Source organism: Pontibacter chitinilyticus (assembly GCF_039748935.1).
Lineage (GTDB): Bacteria > Bacteroidota > Bacteroidia > Cytophagales > Hymenobacteraceae > Pontibacter > Pontibacter chitinilyticus.
The window spans coordinates 222,151-241,698 of the sequence record NZ_JBDIZJ010000002.1 but is presented as its reverse complement, the minus strand read 5'-3'; the positions used below and the strand labels follow the sequence as shown (position 1 = coordinate 241,698).

The window sequence follows — 19,548 nt, the reverse complement described above, 5'->3', positions numbered from 1 at the left end:
TCAAACAGGCTTAAAGCTGTCTGGCCATTTTATAATGTTGGATGGTGCCAAACAGCAAGTATGATTCTTCTATAACCTCATACCCGTTGCGGCGGTAAAAGTTTACGGCATAGTCGCGGGCATGCAGCACCATGGTGGTGGCGCCCAACTGACGGGCGCGGTTGTGCATGTAGTCCAGTAGCAGGTTACCAAGCGCTTTGCCCTGCTGGTCTTGCCGGATGCCCATAAAGCGCAGTTGTCCTTCCGTAGGCGTATTCAGGTGCAGGCGGCAAACACCCACGGGCGTCTCTTTGTCGTTCAGCAACAGGGCATGGACGGCAGTGGCGTCATCTTCCACGCGCTCACTGCCCTGGGGCTGCCCCCAAGGTTCGCGCAGTGTCTGGTGGCGGAGCAGGTAATAGGTTTCAAATTCCTCCGGTGAGGCAGGTTCAATGATTGTCATCTTTTACTTGTTGATTGTTAAATTGCTGCGTTATTAGTGGTGCATTGCTATTGCCAGGGCGCCTTCTTGGCTTTCCGAAGTATAAGAAAGCAGCGCAGGAGGGGCATAAGACTTTACTTCGCTTTATGCTGAGGTCAATCCACCACCAACTATTTAGCAATCAAGCTATTCAGCAGTTCAAAAGTAACAATTTAGCTATTAAACAATTTAACCCTCCAATAAATAAATAACTTTGTGTCTTTTGAAATCGTGTACATCTAAATTAAAAACCTAAAACTATGGCATCTTTCGATATTGTAAGCAAGGTTGATCCGCAGGTAATGGACAACGCAGTAAATGTCGCCCGCAAAGAAATAATGAACCGCTATGATTTTCGTGATACGAAAGGCAGCCTGGAGTACGACAGAAAAGCCAGTGAAGTACATATTACGATGGAAAACGAAATGCGTGTGCAGCATAGCGAGGATGTGCTGATGAGCAAAATGGTAAAGCAGGGCCTGGATGCCACCGCACTGGATTACTCCAAAGACATATACCAGTCGGGTGCTATGGTAAAGCGTGACCTGAAGGTGAAAGCCGGTATCGATAAGGAAACATCCAAAAAGATCATGAAGATCATCAAAGACAGCAAAGCGAAGGTGTCTGCTGCAGTTATGGATGAGATGATCCGCGTGACCGGAAAGAAAATTGACGACCTGCAGGGGGTCATCGCTGCGTTACGCGCCGGCTCTGAGGAGATTGGTATGCCGCTACAGTTTGTGAATATGAAATCTTAATGGCTACATTGCTACACTGTTAAATAGTTGGCTGTAGGCTCCGCTGGTTCTGGTAGAGGTTACCCTAACTATGGGTACCCGCTTTGTTTAGTATTCAACACGTAAAGCATCCGCTAATTAGCAACTGATTATATGGAAATATTCTTTAGTGTGGACACCTGGATCAGCCTGCTGACGCTGACGTTTATGGAGGTCGTTCTCGGCATCGATAACATTGTGTTCATCTCCATTGTAGTAGGGCGGCTACCACGAGCGGAGCAGGGCCGCGGCCGTACCATTGGCCTGATGCTGGCCCTGGTGTTCCGGGTGCTGCTGCTGCTGGGCATCTCCTGGATCGTGAGCGCCAATACGCCGTTGTTTACCCTTAACCTGCCTCTCACAGCCGAAGACTTCCCCGTGTCGTGGCGCGACATAATTCTTTTAGGCGGGGGCTTGTTTCTGCTGGCGAAGAGTACCACCGAGATCCACAACAAACTGGAAGGAGAGGAGGAGCACAGCGAAACCAAAGTATACAGTAGTATGAGCCGCATTATCGTGCAGATCGTGCTAATCGATATTGTTTTCTCATTCGACTCGATCCTGACAGCTGTAGGGCTGGCGCAGGAGGTTATCATCATGATTGCCGCGGTGATCCTGGCGATGGGCATTATGCTGGCTTTTTCCAAGTATGTCAGTGATTTTGTGAATGAGCACCCCACTGTCAAGATGCTGGCCTTGTCTTTCCTGATCCTGATTGGCTTTATGCTTGCGCTGGAAGCTGTGCACGTGCATATTCCCAAAGGCTATATTTATTTTGCCATGTTCTTTTCGCTGGTAGTGGAGATGCTGAATATGAAGCTGCGTAAAAAAACAACGCCGGTGCATTTGCGCCAGAACGAGGTGCTGGAGCCAGATGAGGCACCACAGCAACGCCAGATATAGCATCCCAGCCGGCCGGTAAAGTATAAACAAAAGGGGCCCTACTGCTGCAGGTAGAGCCCCTTTTGTTTGTCTGAGTATACGCTGATAGTTTATAAAAAATAAAAAATAACTCCTAAATTACAGATGGCGTATGCCTGCTTTTAAGCTAAATTCTATGCCTCCGAAGAACCAAAAAATTGCTGCTTTCCTGCTACTGGCACTTACGGGACTGGCGCTGCTGAGCATCTACCTGCTACAGCCGCCCGCCGCCCGACCTGCCAATGCACCGGCGCAGGTGTTCTCGGCAGGCAGAGCCATGCAATACGTGCGGCAAATAGCCCGGACGCCGCATGCCATGGGCACAGCTGCCCACGCCGAAGTACGCCGGTACCTGGTAGCGGAGCTGCGCAAGCTTGGGCTGAACCCGCAGGTACAGGAAGCTGATGTGGTCAATCATCTCGGTGGCGCTGCCGTAGTAGGACACGTATACAACATCATTGGCCGGCTACAGGGGCAGGCTAGCGACGGACAGGCCATACTGCTGGTGGCACACTACGATTCGCAACCCAATGCCCGCGGGGCGGGAGATGACGGAGCCGGCGTGGCGGCCATACTTGAAACTGTCCGCGCCCTGAAACAGGGCAAGCCCCTGCAACACGACGTGATCCTGCTGCTGACCGATGGCGAAGAGTATGGGTTGTATGGCGCCAAAGCTTTTCTGGAGCACCCCTGGGCCAGCAAAGTGGCTTTGGTGCTGAACCTGGAGGCCCGCGGGAACAGCGGCCCCAGCATGACATTTGAACTGAGCCCGGAAAATGGTTGGCTGGCGCGCCAGTATATCAAAGCAGCGCCCTATCCGTTCGTGAGTTCACTGGCCTATGAGATCTACAGCCGCATGCCCAACGATACGGACTTCACGGTGTTTAAAGAGGCCGGTTACAGCGGCCTGAACGCTGCCTTTATCGAAGGCTTTGTGCACTATCATAAGCTCACCGACTCGCCCAAAAACCTGAACCAGAACAGCCTGCAACAGCACGGCAGCAACCTGCTGGCCCTTACGCAGCACTTCGGCAACATCTCGCTGGCACATACTAAAGCGCCCGATACTGTTTTCTTTAATTTTATTGATGGCTGGGTAATTCATTATGGCAAGGTGAAGAACGCGCTGTGGCTGCTGCTGACAACGCTGCTACTGGCAGCAACGGTTCTCGTAGGCTTGCGGCGGCGCGTCATAACAGGCCGGCAGTTGTTGCTGGGCTTTGGGGTATACTTGCTGTTAGTGCTGGTGGTGGTCGGGTTATTTGTGCCTCTTAATAAACTTGTGCTGGCGCTGCTGCCCTATTCACACACGTTTAATGGCGTGTATAGCGCCAACCTGTTTTTTAGTGCTTACTTACTGCTGGCGCTGGGCCTGTTTCTGCTGCTGAGTTGGCTCGCCCTGCGGCGGGTGCCGCTTTTTGCATTATTACTGGGGGCATATGTTCTCTGGTTTATACTTCTGCTGGTGCTTTACCTGGCAGCGCCCATGGCCGCGTACCTGCTCCTGTTTCCTTTGCTATTTGCCACGGCGGGTACATTAGCTGTTTTCCTGCGAAACCTCCATACTACCCGCGTGCGCAGCCTACGCTATTGTGTGGTCCTGCTGCTTTCTGTGATGCCTGCTATCTTCATGCTGATGCCGGTTATACAGGTCGTATTTGCCGTATTCTCGCTACAACTGCCTTGGGGGATGGTGGCGCTGTTTGTGTTGCTGTTAGGTCTGCTGCTACCCTTGCTTCAAATCATAGAGCGCGCTTTTAGCTGGCGGCGCCTGCCTGCGCTGGCATTCCTACTGCTGCTGCTTGGCAGTATAACAGTAGCTTGGGCAGTGGCAGAGCAACGGCCAACTCCGGAGCACCCGCTGCACAGCCATGTAAGCTATTACTTAAATGCGGATACCAATGAGGCGTACTGGATAACAGCCTTCCGGCAGACGGATGACTGGAACCAGCAATTCTTCCCAAATCCTATTGTGGGGCCGTTAAAGGAGCTCTACCCGATGGCCTCGTACCCATACCTGAAAAACAACGCGGAAGCGTTGCCATTGCCCGCTCCCCAAGCAGAGGTGATACAGGAGTCTGAAGTAGGAGATGAGCGGATGTTGCGGCTGCGCCTTTCTTCGGAGCGCAGGGCTGCTCACCTGGAGCTGGTGCTGCAACCCGAAGACACAACAGACCTGGTAGTAGCCGAACTAAATGGCGAAGCGCTGGCTTTGCAGCCAATTCAAACAGATACGGCACCGGTATACTATGTGCGGCTGCACGGATTGCCGCCTATTAAAGATGCCACACTGGTGCTGCGGCTACGGGCAGGGCGGCATGTGCGACTGCTGCTGTACGATCAGTCTATAGGCTTGCCGCAACAGCTGGTTACGCGTCCCCGGCCCGCCAGTGTAGTGCCTGAGCAGGGCCGCGATAGCAACCTGACAGTAGTCCGGAAAAGTTATACCTTTTGATGTGCAGCTGACTGGCGGCGGAAGAGTGTACTTTTGATCTGAAATGGCAAAGTTTGTCAAACCAAAGCGCTTTGGTGCGTATTACTAATACACTTGTAACCGATGCACTTTGTTATGCCTGGCAATAAATTACTGACTTATACCTGCGGAGTCCTGCTGCTATGCCTGTTTTCCTGCCATGAGGCGACGGACTATGAGGCGGAAGCAACCGTGATCTCTGAAACGAGGACCTTGAAAGATGATCCTGCCTTCTGGGATTATGCTGCCAGCAGCAACATGCTGCAAACAGCGCTTGGCCAGCTGGCAATAGAGAAAGGAACTACAGAACAGGTAAGACAATTAGGAGAGCAGTCAGTTAAATTCCACGTCAGGGCATTGAAAAGGTTGAGAGCACTAATGCGTAAGCAAAAACGGATACAGCTGCCCGATAGCCTGGGAGGCGCTGACCAAGGGCTTGTAAAAGAGTTTCAGGCGCTAGAGGGCACTGCCTTTGATGAACAGTATCGCACTTTTTTAATTACCTCCCACACAACACAACTGGAGCGCTACCAGGAAGCAGTGGGCAAAGCTGATGACCAGCGAACACAGGCCTGGCTGCTAGATATGGAAAACCACCTGCGCAAGCAACTTCAGCAACTGGCTACACCACCGGATACTACTACAGCTTTATAAAGTACCTAAACAGCAAGAGGAAGCCACCGGGGCTTCCTCTTGCTGTTCATAAAGTATATTAGTGTTTCAAAGCTGCCTGCGCTGTCGCTTTCTCCTCTTCTTTCTTTTTGTCTTCTTTGCGCTCCGGCGCCTTCCAGTCCTGCCCTAACGTATACTTCTGTATCCATTTGATCTCTTCCAGGTCGCGGATGCGCTGGTGGCGCGGCTCTTTGAAGCCATGCGGCTCCCGCGGAAACTGCACGTAGCGCACCGTTTTGCCCATATCTTTCAGCGCCGTAAAGAACATCATACTTTGCATCTCAGTATCCGTCACATCGCTGGTGCCATGGAAAAGAATGGTTGGCGTCTGCACGTTTTTAGCATTGGTCAGCGCCGATTTCTGACGATAGCCTTCCGGATTCTCCCAAGGGGCACCCTTAATGTACCACAAGCGCACGTCATGGTTAAAGCCTACGCCATACTCCGAAGCCCAGTCTGACACCATCGCTCCCAACGAAGCTGCCTTAAAACGGTTTGTTTTGGTGATGGTAGTGCCTCCCAGAATGCCGCCATAGCTCCACCCCCGAACGGCCATCTTGTTCTCATCTACTAGCCCATCTGCAATCAGTTTGTCTACGCCGCTCATCAGGTCTTCGTAGTCGCCGTTGCCGATGTCCTCCATGTTGCCACGCAACAGTTCATCGGTGTAGCCGCTGCTGCCGCGCACATTAGGGGTTAGCTGCACATAGCCCAATCCTGCCCATACATGGTACGCCGGGTTAAATGAATTGGTAAATGAGCCCGCCGGACCACCGTGAATGTGGAGCAGGAGCGGATACTTTTTGCCCTTCTGGTAATTGGGTGGCAAGTATAGCATACCTTCTACCTCCAGTCCATCCTTGCTCTTCCATCGGACTACTTCGGCTTGTGCCAACTGAAGTGAGTCTGCAAAGCGTGGGTTCAGATCCGTTAGCTTGGTTGGCTTGAATTTATCTATAGCCGTTACATACAGGTCTGTAGGTGTTTTATAGTCGCTGAAACTGAGAACAGCTTTGCTGCGGTCAGGTGTTATATCAAGCATGCGCCAGGTGCCGGACTTATTACTCAGATTTTTATAGTCGCCTTTGGCCACATCTAGGCGGTACAGATTCGAATTGGTGCGCTGCTGCCCCGAAAAAAGGATAGATCGGCCATCGGGTGCCCAATAGTAATTGCCAATGCTGCCGTCAAACTTACCTGATACCTGTCGGTACTGTTTGGTAACCGGTTCCATCACCCACAACTTGTCGTTGCGGAGCTCCCAGTTCTTATCGTCGGCGGCTTTATAGGCAAAGCGCTTGCCATCCGGCGCCCAGCTCAGGTCACTTTCGGGGGCTTTGTTACTGGTTAGCTGCACGGTGGTCGTGTCCCCGGTGAGTTGCAGTAAGTATAACTCGGAGAAGTTGCGCTGGTTGCGGCGGTTTTCGCGGCGGCCGGCATACACGATGCGCGTTCCGTCTGGCGCTACATCAAAATCGCTGATCAGGAGTTCACCCTTTGTTAATTTCTTCTCTTTCTTAGTGCTGATATCAAACACCCAGAGGTTCTCCCAGGCACCTTCAGTCTGGCCATTGGCGCCTTCATCTATAAATACAGCATCGTTGCCATCTTTGTAGAGCTTTTGTTCCGTTTTGCTACGTGGCACCTCGGCAACAAAGTATAAGCTTTTACTGTCTTTGCTCCATACATATTTGCCTACGCTGCTCTCGTGCTTGGTTAGCTGTACGGCCTCTCCGCCAGTAGTAGGTAGCAAGAACAGTTGCTGCTTTTCGTCTACTTTACGCTTCAGTACCACATACTTGCCATCCGGAGAGTAGGAAAGGTCAGTGCCACCCTCTTCGCCCAGGTACTGGTAATTGGCGCCACCGTTGGCCGACACATGCTGATAAGTGGTTTCGCGTTTATTCTTTTCCCAGTTCAGGTCTGATTTTCCATAAATAACGGTTTTGCCGTCCGGTGATATGATCGCGCTGCCTGCTTGTACCATATCCAGGCTGGCGTCGGTTGTCATCGGTTGTTTTTGTGCTTTTGCCGAACCGCAGGCCAAAGCAGCAGACAGCAAGAAAAGCAGTTGCTTGTTCATAAAGTAAATGTAGGTTAGATAGTATGGGTTAGTATGAAGTATAAAGATAAGAAAGTATCAGGAAGTTCAATCTGCGCTGCAACAGCAAGTTAGTTTAACAGCTTGGCCGGTAACGGCTGTTGTTTAGAGGGTAAAAAGCAGCGCAATAACTGTTCTGCACAGCCTTATCTTGTGCTCTGACAACTACATTTTAAAGGGGAGAGATCCTGCTTTCGTAGCACATTGTGCCTACATACTTATTGTCCAATCGCTGAAAGTATGATATATCTACCGGAATGTGGATGTGATGTCAAACGTTGGTTGCGTACTGTAGGTATTGGCGTTTAAAAGCAATAGGAGTATGGTATGCAGCGGGTATAAGTAAAGTATACATCCAGGTTTAGGATTATACTTAAAGCCGTTGCTACATGGCAAGTATAAAGTGTGGGATAGCGCCTGTTACTATTTCCAGAGTTCGGAGGCTTTGCGGGCCATCCGGAAGAAGAGCTCTTTTTCCAGGCCGGCTACCTGGCGAGCTTCCACTTCGTTGTACCCGTTTTCTACAGCATTTAAGTAATCATAGTATAGCTGCGCCAGTTCCAGCGAATCGTCTTCGAAGCATTCGGCCAGGTCTTCCTTTACAAGTTTCTCGGGCTCAAAAATTTTGGAGGGATAAAGCTTATCGAGCTGGTATATGATGTATTTCTGCTGCGTTTTGTTTGGCTTGCCGCCAAAAAGCTGCTCTATCGGCAGGTCATCGTCTTCATCATCATACTCCTCGAAATCATCTTCTACTGCGAGCGGCTCATACACCACAATGTCGTGGCCGGTCAGTTCCAGGTACTCGTCAAATTGCTCTTTTACCGGAATAAGCGTGGGGGCATCGTAAGGCTCGTTCAGGATGTTGGCCATGTGCAGGGCAATCTCTTTGCCCTTATCGCCGGCCGCAATCAGGATTTGGTTGAACTGTGTGAAATCACAGCCCAGGTACACAAATTTATACTCATCGTCCAGCACCGTAAAGCACCACAGCGTTATGAACTCTGTGTCATCTATTACGACAGTATCGATGTATAGCTCGTTTATCTGTATGTAGTGCGGCGAATATTCCTGAGCATCCATGAGCTGTTCCGGTTATGTATTTACAAGTGATAATAGCTTCCTGAACGGCGCAGTACAGGTGCTAGTAGTTATATACGCATATTTCGGGCGTATGGCAGACTTTCTATATATAAAGTTTGCTGCCAGATTTAATCATCGTTGCGGAAAAGGTAATAAATGATAGCTCCAAGTATAGTTACAGCAATACGTATAATCCAGCTTGTGGTTTCGCCCCATTGGCCTAACCAATTTAATACAAGCAGATTAGCGCCCGTGAACTGAAGAAAAAGTGATACGAGGCCGGCGAGAAACAACAGGAGTCCCAGAAATTTCATATATAAAATGTTAGGGTGAGAATGCGCGCTTTATGTATAGTGTATAATAAATATACAAAAAATAGTTTATTGCACACTAATTATTTATGCAAAGCTACGCTCCGGTTATCTGTCACAGCAGCTTTGTATTACCCAGCAGGTTATTTCAGGACCAGATGCGCTGAATAAAGGCTGCTGCATTACGATAAGCCAGCTTCTCTAATTGCTCTTGTGGCAGTTGCGCTTTTAGTTGCTGCAGAATATGGGTATAGCTGGTACCAGCCTGGCTATGCTCTTGAAAATAGTAAGGGAAACGGTCTTTATCCGGTGAGTCGAGGAAGTAGAAGTAATCTGCCCCGAAGCAAATGTTGTCCTGTGCCCCTTTGTCTAGACCGTACAGGATATGGTGCAGCAGTGCCTCCGGGTCTTCTTCATGTAGGAAAGCCCGCAGAAAGTTCATGCCGATCAGGCCTTTGCGGCGGATGATCTCCTGTGTCAGCTCGTCGGGCAGGTTGCGGTTGTGCTGCCATACCGGCCTGAAATTGGAGTGGCTGGCAATGAGCGGGATGTCCAGCTTTTCCACATCAATGTGCGTGAGGATGTCGTGCGCCAGCGCGTCGGAAGTATGGGAGAGGTCCACGCAGATGCGGCGGCCGTGCAGGTAGTCGAGCAGCATGCGGCCATCGGACGTAATGCCCTGTGCCGTGTTGTTGCCGCCACCAAAGCGGTTGGCGGTGTGGTGGGTAAAGCTGATGTAGAGCAAACGGCCACAATCCTGAATGATCTTTTCGAGGCGCTTAAAGCCATCCTCCAGCGGTTCATTTTCCTCGCAAAAGCCGGCAGCATTTTCGATGGCGGCCACCATTCCCACGCCTTCTTTGTTTTTTAGTGCCTGGTGCAGGCTCTCCACATCTGTTACCGCTGTCAGGCAGTTGTCTCTTTCAGCCAATTGCTTAAACATTTCGCTTTGCAGCGCAGCATAGCGGGTGCTGCCGATCTCCGTGGCAGAGTAAATAGCCATTACCTGCAGCTTCACGTTGCCCTCTGTTAAGGCAGGCAGTGCGCAGCCAATCTCCTCTACCTTGTTCATGTCTGCGTTCGGCACATCCGTTAAGTATACTAGTAAGTCGCAGTGCAGGTCGATGATGGGGAGGGGTTGGTTCATGGTGCTTGTTTTGGTTAGCTGAAGATACGGAGAAAGGGCAGAAAGTGGTTTAGAGAAGGACTGGGATATGGAGTTTAGCTCTTGCTTTAAGTACATCGCTATACTTAAGTTGCAAAGCATTCTGCCAGCTTTCGCCTCGCCGGCAGAGCCTTATTTTTCTCCTTGATGAGATGAATCACCCCGCCTGCGGCACCCCTCCTTACAAGAAGGAAGGGAGTGCAAAAGAATCAAGACTCTCCAAATCGAGGCCCCCTACCTCTACTCGCTGAACGCTCGAACAGTGGAGTGGCATAAAGTGCACCTGGCAAGCTGTTCAGCTCTGTAGCTTTCTACAAAAGATGTTTAACAATTCAGATAAGTATGATGCATATCTATCTCCCCCTCTTAGTGATCGGAGAAAAAGCTTTCCCAGTTTTTCCGTGAGGCGCCTCGAGAGTTTCCGGTGACGAGCTTCAGCGAGGCAGCCCGAGGCACGAGGGCAGGAAACGAAAGCAGCGCCGAGTGGGAAAACAAGCCCTCGCAGGCTTGGAGCGCAAAAAGCCAGCGATGGAAAAGGCAGGCTATGAAGCCGAGGGTAAGCTATAAAACGCCAGGTTAGACAATTTTTACTACTTTGTTAATACCCCATCTCCTCATCCGGTCCTTCCTGCTGCGCATCTTGCTGCTTCTTGTTACGTGGATTATTATCGCTGTTGATGCGGTAGGTGAAGCCGAGGTAAATGATGCGGCTCTGGCGCCTGAACTCGTTTTCGCTTCGGAAATCCGGGCTGGAACTGACAAACCTGAACTGGCGGGTGTTAAAGATGTCTGACACGCGAAGCGATACGGTCGCTTTTTTGTTGAGCACGTCCTTTTTTACGCCCAGATCAGTGCTGAACATCTGCTCCATGCGGCCTTGTATGGTAGCCATCGGCGCGCGGTAAAAGGCAGACAGCTGAATGTCCATGTTCTTCCAGATGGTGGCGGTGGTAGTTAATTTCGCATCCCAGCTAAACTGGCTGCGGCTGAGCTCGGTGCCCCCTTGAATGTCGTTCAGGTCGGTTTTAAAGCCTGAGGCACTGGCGTTCATGCGCCACCATTTAGTAAAAGCCTGCGTTAGGGCCAGCTCCACGCCGTAAGAAGCGTTGCTGGAAAGGTTAATGAATGTGGTTTCTGTCCGGGTAACCGGCTGCCCCTCGGCGTCCAGCACGGTGTTCGACACGCGGTAGCGCTGGATCTGGTCGTTGGTGCGGCGGAAGAAGGTGGTGAAGTTAAAGGAGGAGTTGCCCCAGTAGTGCAGGTAGCCCAGCTCCAGCGAGTTGATGAACTCCGGGTTGAGGCGCGGATTACCATAATCCACATCATATGGGTCGGAAAGGTCTACAAAAGGATTCAGAAAGCGGCTTCGGGGCCTGTTGATGCGGCGGCTATAGCTGAACTGCAGTTTATTGTCCTTATCAAAATCGTTGGTGATGAACAGGGTCGGGAACAGGCTGAAGTAGTTGTTATGGTATACCTGGTCCTGCGTGCGCTGGTCTGATGTGGTAAGCGTTTGCTCGGCCCGCACACCAAACTGGTAGCTTATACTTTTAAACTTGTTGCTGTAATTGGCATAGAGGGCGTGCACCTGCTCGTCGTATACAAAGTGGTTGCTCTGGTCGGTGTTGTATACATAGTTCCCAATGTCATAGTTGTAGTCAAAGAACCGGGAATCTTCATCCAGGCGCTCAAAGGTGCTGCGGTAGCCGGCCTCCAGGCGACTGTCTTCAGAGATAGGCCGCACAAAATCAGCCCGTGCCGTAAACCGTCTGTTCGCGTCGTCAGTTAGTGTGTTCTGCAGCAAAGGGAGATCATCCGAAACCCCGTACTCCTGCCGGTAGTTGCTTTCCTCGTCGTCTACGTTGGTTGTGTACACCAGGTCTGCTGTCAGTTCCTGCCCTTTCCGGTCAAAGGTCTGGCGGTAGCCCAGCGTCAGGTCCATGGCCTTCTCGTCTTCTCTTTCGGAAGTATAGCGGTAGCGCGTACTGGTCAGCTGCTCCTGCTCGTTCAGAAAGCGGTACAGAATACTTTCCGTGTCTTTATCGGTGCCCGGACGGTACAGTGCTGAGGCCGACAAGGTATGCCTGGGGGTGAGATAGTAGTCGGCGCCGAAACGGAAGTTGTGAGAAACATCCGAGCTGTTGCGGTCGCTTTCCTGCCGGCGGTAGCTGATGCTGTCTACCTGCAGCCCGCTCTCGTCCCGATAATAGTTGGTGGTAAAGCTGTTGCGGGAGCCTGGCCGCTTGCGTTGCCGAAAGTCATAGCCCCCGGTCAGGGACCATTTATCGTAGCGGTAGTTCAGGAAAAGCGAAGCGTTATAGTTGTCGAAGGTGCCCGCCGTCACAGAGGCAGATCCATTGATGCCTGGTTTCTTCTCCTTTTTCAGTACCAGGTTGATAATGCCCGAGGTGCCTTCGGGGTCATACTTGGAGGAAGGGTTGGTGATGAGCTCTATACTTTCTATCTGATTCGCCGGTATCTGGTCGAGGCTCAGGTTTGATAGCGCCGTGCGTTTGCCATCTACCAGAATAGTCACATTGGAGCTGCCGCGCATGCTCACGTTGCCGTCGATATCTACCGTAACAGAAGGAATATTCTGCATTACCTCTGCCACTGAGCCGCTCTGCGCTGCAATGTCTTTGCTCACGTTCACCACTTTTTTGTCGAGGTTATACTCCACCAACTGGCGCTCTGTAGTAACCTGTACTTCGCTGAGCTTGGTAGCCGATGCTTTCATCACTACCTGGCTCAGGTTTATCTGCGGATTAGCTGCCGTCACGTTGATGTTCGGCACAAAGCGGCTGGGGTAGCCCACCAGCGATACGCGAAGTATAAACCGGCCATAGGGCACACGCTCCAGCACAAACCTGCCTTCTATGTCAGAAGTAGCACCGGTTACAAGGCTGGAGTCCTGCGTAGTGAGCAGCACCACGTTAGCAAAGCCTACAGGAGCATTAGAGGTTCCCTGTACCACTGTGCCTGCTACACTACCACTGGCCGGAGGTTGATTTTGGGCCGGAAGCAGGTGCGGTGTAAGAAACAGGAAAAGTAAGAACGGATAAAGTTTTGTATTCATAGTTTGTAGGTTTTGCGGGTACATCGAAATAAGATGCCTGCCGGGCCAGGAGCTTTTAGCAGTAAAAGCCATAGCCCGCGCATCATCTAACTATTTGAAATTGCGGTTTACAGAAGCCATGCAAATGCCACGGCGGAGTTAAAATGCAGCCTGAATAAACAGGAAAATCACCGCGAAGCTGTTGCACTTACTAAAGAAGTAGGACAGAGGAAGCCGGCATAGGTTTAATGCGATGGTAATTTTTATGGCGAGCCCCCGTGTTTTAAGGGTATGTGGCAAGCTGTAGGAGCGAACAGGGTGTGCCAGGAGAGCGGACTTAAAGTATACCTTTATACTTGTTGTGCCAGCGTTTTGCTCAGGAAGTCCCAGACTACCACCCCGGTAGCTACCGAGATGTTGAGCGAGTGCTTGGTGCCGAACTGCGGAATTTCCAGCACCACATCCGACAGGCTCACCACCTCCTGCTCCACGCCGAATACCTCGTTGCCCAGCACAAAGGCATACTTTTGCCCCTGCTCCGGCTGAAAGTTATGGAGCATGGTGCTGCGCTCGGCCTGCTCCACCGAACATACTTTGTAGCCATCGGCCTTTAGCTGCTTTACCAGTTCCAGCGTGTCGGGCACATGCTCCCAGTCTACTGACTCCGTTGCGCCCAGGGCTGTTTTCTCGATGTCGCGGTGGGGCGGCTTGCCGGTAATGCCGCAAAGGTATACTTTTTCGGCCATAAAGGCATCGGCCGTGCGAAACACAGAACCTACATTATTCAGGCTCCGAACATTGTCGAGCACCAAGACTAACGGTATTTTTTTCTTATTTTTGAATGCCTCAACCGAGTCGCGGTTCAGGTCGTCCATCGAAAGTTTGCGCATTTCTTTGAGATAAATGACACAGGCAAAGTATAACGGATTTTTATGGAAGCCTGTGTTGTTACAAAGGTCCGGCAGCAAAAGCAGAAATCAAACTCTTGCGAAAGTAAAAGGACCGCATGGCTACTAAGTTGCTCCGGTGCAGCAAGTATAAATTCCTCCTTGGCGGAGGGATAGGGGTGGGTAACCATCCGTTATTTATAATTCAGCATTCATTACGAAGATGCAACAGCATCCGTCAAAGTATAACCAGGTATGAAAGGAGAAGATAAAGGCACCGTTACCCCACTGATGAAGCAGTACAACGCCATTAAGGCGAGGCACCCGGGGGCGCTGCTGCTGTTCAGGGTAGGAGACTTTTACGAAACCTTTGGCGAGGATGCCGTTAAGGCGAGTAAGATACTGGACATCGTTTTGACCAAGCGCGGTGCGGGTTCGCCTTCTGAAGTAGCGCTTGCAGGTTTTCCGCATCATTCCCTCGATACGTACCTGCCCAAACTGGTACGGGCGGGCGAGCGCGTGGCTATCTGCGACCAGCTCGAAGATCCTAAATCGGTGAAAGGCATTGTGAAGCGCGGTGTGACGGAGCTGGTAACACCGGGCGTTTCCTTCAACGATCAGGTGCTGGAGAAGCGCAGCAACAATTACCTGGCCGCCGTACACTTTGGCAAAACCGAAACAGGCATTTCCTTTCTGGATATTTCCACCGGTGAGTTTATCACCGCGCAGGGCGATAAAAATTATATTGGCAAGCTACTGCAGAGCCTGGCGCCGGCCGAGGTGCTTTTTTGCAAGCGCGAGAAAGAGATGTTTAACGACCGCTATGGCCCTGACTTCCGCTACTATGCGCTGGAGGAGTGGGTGTTTAAGTATGATTTCGCCTATGAGTCGCTGACGCGCCAGTTTAAGACCACCTCGCTTAAAGGGTTTGGTATTGAGGGGATGCATGAGGGCATCATTTCGGCGGGTGCTATTCTGCATTACCTCTCCGAAACGCAGCACCACGAAATCAGCCATATTGCCACTATCTCCCGCCTGGAGGAGGACAAGTATGTATGGCTCGACCGCTTTACGGTGCGTAACCTCGAATTGCTGTTTCCGCAGCACCAGGAGGGAGTGCCCCTGATCCAGGTACTCGACCAGACGGTGACGCCTATGGGCGCGCGCCTGCTTAAAAAGTGGGTAGTGCTGCCGCTGAAGGATGTGGCACAGATTCGCCGCCGCCTCGACACGGTGGAGGCGCTCATGCAGCACCGCGAGCTGCTGGACGAGCTGACGCAGCACCTCAAAAGTATAAACGACCTGGAGCGCCTCATTTCTAAAGTGGCAGTGCGTCGCGTAAACCCGCGCGAGCTGGTGCAGCTGGCCAAGGCACTGGATGCTATCGTGCCGATCCAGACCTCGTTGGCGCTAAGCGATATTCCGGCGCTGCAAAAGCTGGCGGCACAGCTGGCTCCCTGCGACGGCCTGCGCGAAGAGATCAAGAACACGCTGAAGCCAGAAGTGCCCCTGCTTGCCAACCAGGGCAACATGATCAACGACGGGGTGGATGCCGAGCTGGACGAGCTGCGCAGCATCGCCTTCTCCGGCAAAGATTACCTGGCGCAGCTGCAGCAGCGCGAGGTGAAGAACACCGGTATCAGCTCTCTTAAAATTGCCTATAACAAAGTATTCGGCTATTACCTGGAGGTAAGCAATGCGCACAAAGACAAAGTGCCCACCTCCTGGATCCGGAAACAGACGCTGGTAAATGCGGAGCGTTATATTACCGAAGAGCTGAAGACTTACGAGGAGAAGATTCTGAACGCCGAGGATCGCATCTATACAATAGAATATAACCTGTTTAACGAGCTGGTACTTCAGGCGCTGGATTATGTGGCGCAGGTGCAGCAAAATGCCAAAGTGATCGGCGTGATCGACTGCCTGAGCTCCTTTGCCTGCATTGCCCTAACCAATAAGTATGTGAAGCCGGAGGTGAGCGACAGCCATGTGCTCGACATCAAAAAAGGCCGTCACCCGGTGATTGAGAAGCAGCTGCCGTTGGGTGAAAAATACGTGCCGAACGACATCTTTCTGGACAACGAAACGCAGCAGATCATCATCATCACCGGGCCGAACATGGCCGGTAAAAGTGCTCTGCTCCGCCAAACGGCCCTGATCGTGCTGATGGCCCAGATCGGCTCTTTTGTGCCGGCAGAGGCTTCCAGCATCGGCATCATCGATAAAATCTTTACCCGCGTGGGTGCGTCGGATAATCTCTCCAAAGGCGAATCAACCTTTATGGTGGAGATGACGGAGACCGCCAGCATCCTCAACAACCTCTCAGACCGAAGCCTGGTGCTGATGGACGAGATTGGGCGTGGCACCAGCACCTACGACGGCATTTCGATTGCCTGGGCCATTGTGGAGCACCTGCACAACCACCCCAAGTATAAAGGCAAAACGCTGTTCGCCACGCACTACCACGAGCTCAACCAGCTGGCCGAGGACCTGCCGCGCGTGAAGAATTTCAACGTGTCGGTGCGTGAGGCGGGGGGCAAGATTCTGTTCATGCGCAAGCTGGTGGAAGGCGGCAGCGAGCACAGCTTCGGGATACATGTGGCGCAGATGGCCGGTATGCCCAACAGTGTGGTACTGCGTGCCAACGAGATCATGCACCACCTGGAGCAGGAGAAGGTAACCGAGCAGGCGCCGGAGCAGAAGATGAAATCGGCTCCGAAGAGTAATTACCAGCTCAGCATGTTTGAGCTGCACGACCCGCAGCTGGAGCGCATCAAAGAAGCGTTCGACAAGCTGGACATCAACACTATTACGCCTGTAGAAGCGCTGCTGAAGCTGAACGAATTAAAACTGCTGCTGGAGAACAAGCAACGCGAGGCGGTGAAGTAATGTAGTGCTGTAAATTTTCTGACTGATTATCAGCTTAAACGAGCGGAGTGGCAGATTTTTTTTAGGTCACCTATTGACAAGTCAGTTTTTGTCTCTATCTTTGCATCACTAAATCACTACGGCGGTTTGGTAAAACAAAAAAGCGGGAGTAGCTCAGTTGGTAGAGCGCGACCTTGCCAAGGTCGAGGCCGCGGGTTCGAATCCCGTCTCCCGCTCCGCGAAAAGCTTAACAAGAAGACGTTGTGATAAACAACGTCTTTGTTTTTTGCAGCTATTGCCTCAGGAAACGTGCCTGAAGCTTGCCGGGATGGTGGAATTGGTAGACACGCAAGACTTAAAATCTTGTGGACGCAAGTCCGTGCGGGTTCGATTCCCGCTCCTGGTACTAATGAACTTTAGCGATATTAAATCAATCAATGGAAAAGCCCCGCTTGGATTTCAAGCAGGGCTTTTCCATTGAAGTGCTTCTTTGATTTCTGGCGTAGAATAGATCTCTGAAATTTGAAAGTAAGCATAATCAATTCGTGCCAAGAAGCTTATGCTTAATTAACCTTCCAATATCGTGTAGCGTGGCTAGGTTGTTCATTTCCAGAGGTGGTCCAGAGGGACCCGGAGTTGATAGATAAACTTTTTTCTTGCCCCAGTACTGTATTGTGGCGTTATTTACAAGCAAGTCTTTTTCCTCTGGCTTATTGGTAAGGTCAAATATATAAAGGCTTTTCGGCATCTTGGATAAGGGTTTGACAATACAAACATCACATTCAGAGTCTCTCAAGTAAGCATAACGCGTATTAAGCTCATCATTAAACTGTGCGGCTTTACCAGATAAGAGGTCAAGATAGGCTGTGCTGATGTTGTTGTCCAGATTGAAGACCATCCGGATAAAGAGCAACATGATAGCTGCGGTAACGACAAAGTTTTGCTGTATTAGTTGTACCTGGTTGGCAAACCTCTCCATAGCCACTTGTAGGTTATAGAACCATCCGAGTACAAAATAAAAATATAGTACATTTTCTACTTTGGTTTCAAGAACTGCCCCTACAGACCATGTATAGGCAAAATTCATAAGAAAAAGTGTTGTTAAGAAGCATGTTAAGGAGAGTTGGAGAGGTACGCTAAAGAACTTTCGGTGAGGTTTTCCATCAGCCACCACATTTTGCCATAGAAGTATGTATAATATGGAGACAACAATCAACAGAATGCTCCACTTATAGAAGTAGGTAGGAATAAGTATAATGGAGGCCAAGGCAGACCATACAAAATTTTGGGAATCATTAGGGTGAAGCCCCATTCTGACATAGTTGCCAGGGGCTAAAATCATGATTAAACTGGCAGCCAAGCTGCACAGGAATAGTATCAAAACATATTTGTATTGCATGTGCCGACGTCGCCATAATTGAAACAGGAGTAGAGATAACAGTGTCATTACAGAAATTAGAGATAACACGTTTGAGCCAATTATAGCGATGCAGATAATCATAATACTCACCTGATAGCCAATTTTTGCTGTTCTACCAGTTGCATTAAAAAATTTTAGTAGTAGTAGCAGTAGTACTAGAGTAAGGATGCACGGGAGTTGATATGCCAGGTAGGCACTCATATAATAAAGTCCCCGTGAAATGTTAGGCATCTGAGAGAAAAACACGATTGTGCATAATCCTGTTAGTGCCACTCGTTGTTTTAATTTATGCTTACCGAAAATATTTGCTAACAGAGCGTGAAGTACTACTATAAAAGCTACTATAAATAGCAATGAGCAGGCTTTATACCAGAACCACGATTGAAATCTGATGGGATTAATTCTGGAAACTTCAGTTGCAAAGTATCGGCCTGACCAATTATTATAGGTATAAAGCAGTGAAGCTATAAAGCTATTGCGATTGTCCCTAATAGCGTAAACAAAGTCATCCACAGAAGGTTGATTATAGATGCTAAGAATAACAAACGGCAGAACTGCATAAATGCCTAATAAAATTATAGGTACGTAACAGCGATGGCTGTTTGGTGTAGAATCTAGCTGCATTTGCTTAGTGATAAACTACAAATATAAAGAAAAGTACTTGGGATTAAGTCCAATCACAAGATGACCGGCTGTCTTATGCGTTTTTCCTGATTCACATTTTTAACACATCCTGAACGGATTTTATTTTCAGGGTACGTTTTAATTTTTACCTTTGATAAATAACAAAAAAAGTCTGTTTAGCACATCTTCGTACATGCTGAAAATAGGTAAAAATGCTTTTGGTAAAACCTTTTATAAAATAGAATACAAAAAGGATTTGAATGTGGTGGAGGCTGTGTGGGAAGGCACTGCTTCGCTGCATGACTTGAAAAATGCTTTAGTTATCGGGTTACAGGTGCATGAAGAAAGCCACTGTGCTTACCGTTTAAATGACAATACCAACTTTTTTGGCCCCTGGGCGGATGCGGTGCCTTGGCTTGAAAAAGAGTGGCTGCCCCGTGCTTATGCTGCCGGAATCAGGTATCTGGCACATGTAGCACGCCCTGATTCTTTTGGGGAGTCAGCCGGAGAAAGACTGCTGAAAGGAAAGATCGGGACCAGTATACAAGTAAAGCTATTTAACAAGGTGGAAGAAGCCTTGAGTTGGCTCAAAGCAAAGCAAGAAGCAGACCTAGCAAAGCCATAGAACCTGGCTCCTGCCTCCTCGTTAAACCTCCCGAAGTAAAGGTCAACTCTGCTTATCTTCCTGTAGCTGATAAGGGCGATCAGGTGATACAAAAGAGTATGCTTAAA

At 50.2% G+C, this 19,548-nt stretch carries 13 protein-coding genes and 2 tRNA genes; 8 read left to right on the top strand and 7 right to left on the bottom strand.

Annotation, left to right across the window (positions count from 1 at the left end; all coding sequences use genetic code 11):
* Nucleotides 1-10: 10 nt before the first annotated feature.
* The gene (locus ABDW72_RS04670) at nucleotides 11-442 is read right to left on the bottom strand and encodes a GNAT family N-acetyltransferase (RefSeq protein WP_347157298.1); all 432 of its coding nucleotides are present in this window, start codon (nucleotides 440-442) and stop codon (nucleotides 11-13) included.
* Between the two features lie 278 nt (nucleotides 443-720).
* Between ABDW72_RS04670 and ABDW72_RS04665 the strand changes: the two genes are divergently transcribed.
* The 4 genes from ABDW72_RS04665 to ABDW72_RS04650 all read left to right on the top strand — a co-directional run bounded on the left by ABDW72_RS04665 (nucleotide 721) and on the right by ABDW72_RS04650 (nucleotide 5,284).
* A complete protein-coding gene (locus ABDW72_RS04665) occupies nucleotides 721-1,218 on the top strand; it encodes a YajQ family cyclic di-GMP-binding protein (RefSeq protein ID WP_347157297.1) in 498 nt (165 codons plus the stop codon).
* A 132-nt stretch (nucleotides 1,219-1,350) separates the two neighbouring features.
* Nucleotides 1,351-2,139, top strand: a complete 789-nt coding sequence (locus ABDW72_RS04660) for a TerC family protein (protein ID WP_347157296.1) — start codon at nucleotides 1,351-1,353, stop codon at nucleotides 2,137-2,139.
* 154 nt (nucleotides 2,140-2,293) lie between these two features.
* Nucleotides 2,294-4,612: a M20/M25/M40 family metallo-hydrolase gene (locus ABDW72_RS04655; RefSeq protein ID WP_347157295.1), complete on the top strand. Its 2,319-nt coding sequence runs from the start codon at nucleotides 2,294-2,296 to the stop codon at nucleotides 4,610-4,612.
* Nucleotides 4,613-4,726: 114 nt separating this feature from the next.
* Nucleotides 4,727-5,284 (top strand): DUF4142 domain-containing protein, encoded by a 558-nt coding sequence (locus ABDW72_RS04650; RefSeq protein WP_347157294.1) that lies wholly within the window; start codon nucleotides 4,727-4,729, stop codon nucleotides 5,282-5,284.
* A gap of 58 nt (nucleotides 5,285-5,342) precedes the next feature.
* Here the strand turns inward: ABDW72_RS04650 and ABDW72_RS04645 are convergent, their stop codons facing one another.
* From ABDW72_RS04645 to ABDW72_RS04625, 5 genes are all read right to left on the bottom strand, one after another.
* On the bottom strand, nucleotides 5,343-7,385 hold the full coding sequence (locus ABDW72_RS04645; protein ID WP_347157293.1) for a S9 family peptidase: 2,043 nt from the start codon (nucleotides 7,383-7,385) through the stop codon (nucleotides 5,343-5,345).
* Nucleotides 7,386-7,826: 441 nt separating this feature from the next.
* The gene (locus ABDW72_RS04640; RefSeq protein ID WP_347157292.1) at nucleotides 7,827-8,486 is read right to left on the bottom strand and encodes a hypothetical protein; all 660 of its coding nucleotides are present in this window, start codon (nucleotides 8,484-8,486) and stop codon (nucleotides 7,827-7,829) included.
* A gap of 459 nt (nucleotides 8,487-8,945) precedes the next feature.
* Nucleotides 8,946-9,944 carry a dipeptidase gene (locus ABDW72_RS04635; RefSeq protein ID WP_347157291.1) on the bottom strand — a complete coding sequence of 333 codons (999 nt, stop codon included), beginning with the start codon at nucleotides 9,942-9,944 and terminating at the stop codon, nucleotides 8,946-8,948.
* Between the two features lie 616 nt (nucleotides 9,945-10,560).
* A complete protein-coding gene (locus ABDW72_RS04630) occupies nucleotides 10,561-13,038 on the bottom strand; it encodes a TonB-dependent receptor (protein ID WP_347157290.1) in 2,478 nt (825 codons plus the stop codon).
* 329 nt (nucleotides 13,039-13,367) lie between these two features.
* Nucleotides 13,368-13,907, bottom strand: coding sequence for an RNA methyltransferase (locus tag ABDW72_RS04625; RefSeq protein ID WP_347157289.1), 540 nt, complete (start codon nucleotides 13,905-13,907; stop codon nucleotides 13,368-13,370).
* A gap of 252 nt (nucleotides 13,908-14,159) precedes the next feature.
* Here ABDW72_RS04625 and mutS point away from each other — a divergent pair, with 252 nt between their 5' ends.
* From mutS to ABDW72_RS04610, 3 genes are all read left to right on the top strand, one after another.
* Nucleotides 14,160-16,793, top strand: a complete 2,634-nt coding sequence (gene mutS, locus ABDW72_RS04620; protein ID WP_347157288.1) for a DNA mismatch repair protein MutS — start codon at nucleotides 14,160-14,162, stop codon at nucleotides 16,791-16,793.
* A 142-nt stretch (nucleotides 16,794-16,935) separates the two neighbouring features.
* A tRNA-Gly gene (locus ABDW72_RS04615) sits at nucleotides 16,936-17,008 on the top strand.
* Nucleotides 17,009-17,094: 86 nt separating this feature from the next.
* Nucleotides 17,095-17,178 (top strand) — tRNA-Leu (locus ABDW72_RS04610).
* A gap of 132 nt (nucleotides 17,179-17,310) precedes the next feature.
* Here ABDW72_RS04610 and ABDW72_RS04605 read toward each other — a convergent pair.
* Nucleotides 17,311-18,816 (bottom strand): DUF6056 family protein, encoded by a 1,506-nt coding sequence (locus ABDW72_RS04605; protein WP_347157287.1) that lies wholly within the window; start codon nucleotides 18,814-18,816, stop codon nucleotides 17,311-17,313.
* Between the two features lie 193 nt (nucleotides 18,817-19,009).
* Between ABDW72_RS04605 and ABDW72_RS04600 the strand changes: the two genes are divergently transcribed.
* Nucleotides 19,010-19,441, top strand: coding sequence for a hypothetical protein (locus ABDW72_RS04600; protein ID WP_347157286.1), 432 nt, complete (start codon nucleotides 19,010-19,012; stop codon nucleotides 19,439-19,441).
* The last annotated feature ends 107 nt before the right edge of the window (nucleotides 19,442-19,548 follow it).

Coding starts and splice junctions, on each gene's coding strand:
- ABDW72_RS04625 (WP_347157289.1), bottom strand. CDS start 13,907: ATGCGCAAACTTTCGATGGACGACCTGAACCGCGACTCGGTTGAGGCA.
- ABDW72_RS04605 (WP_347157287.1), bottom strand. CDS start 18,816: ATGCAGCTAGATTCTACACCAAACAGCCATCGCTGTTACGTACCTATA.
- ABDW72_RS04665 (WP_347157297.1), top strand. CDS start 721: ATGGCATCTTTCGATATTGTAAGCAAGGTTGATCCGCAGGTAATGGAC.
- ABDW72_RS04650 (WP_347157294.1), top strand. CDS start 4,727: ATGCCTGGCAATAAATTACTGACTTATACCTGCGGAGTCCTGCTGCTA.
- ABDW72_RS04600 (WP_347157286.1), top strand. CDS start 19,010: ATGCTGAAAATAGGTAAAAATGCTTTTGGTAAAACCTTTTATAAAATA.
- ABDW72_RS04640 (WP_347157292.1), bottom strand. CDS start 8,486: ATGGATGCTCAGGAATATTCGCCGCACTACATACAGATAAACGAGCTA.
- ABDW72_RS04660 (WP_347157296.1), top strand. CDS start 1,351: ATGGAAATATTCTTTAGTGTGGACACCTGGATCAGCCTGCTGACGCTG.
- ABDW72_RS04670 (WP_347157298.1), bottom strand. CDS start 442: ATGACAATCATTGAACCTGCCTCACCGGAGGAATTTGAAACCTATTAC.
- ABDW72_RS04645 (WP_347157293.1), bottom strand. CDS start 7,385: ATGAACAAGCAACTGCTTTTCTTGCTGTCTGCTGCTTTGGCCTGCGGT.
- ABDW72_RS04630 (WP_347157290.1), bottom strand. CDS start 13,038: ATGAATACAAAACTTTATCCGTTCTTACTTTTCCTGTTTCTTACACCG.
- ABDW72_RS04635 (WP_347157291.1), bottom strand. CDS start 9,944: ATGAACCAACCCCTCCCCATCATCGACCTGCACTGCGACTTACTAGTA.
- ABDW72_RS04655 (WP_347157295.1), top strand. CDS start 2,294: ATGCCTCCGAAGAACCAAAAAATTGCTGCTTTCCTGCTACTGGCACTT.
- mutS (WP_347157288.1), top strand. CDS start 14,160: ATGAAAGGAGAAGATAAAGGCACCGTTACCCCACTGATGAAGCAGTAC.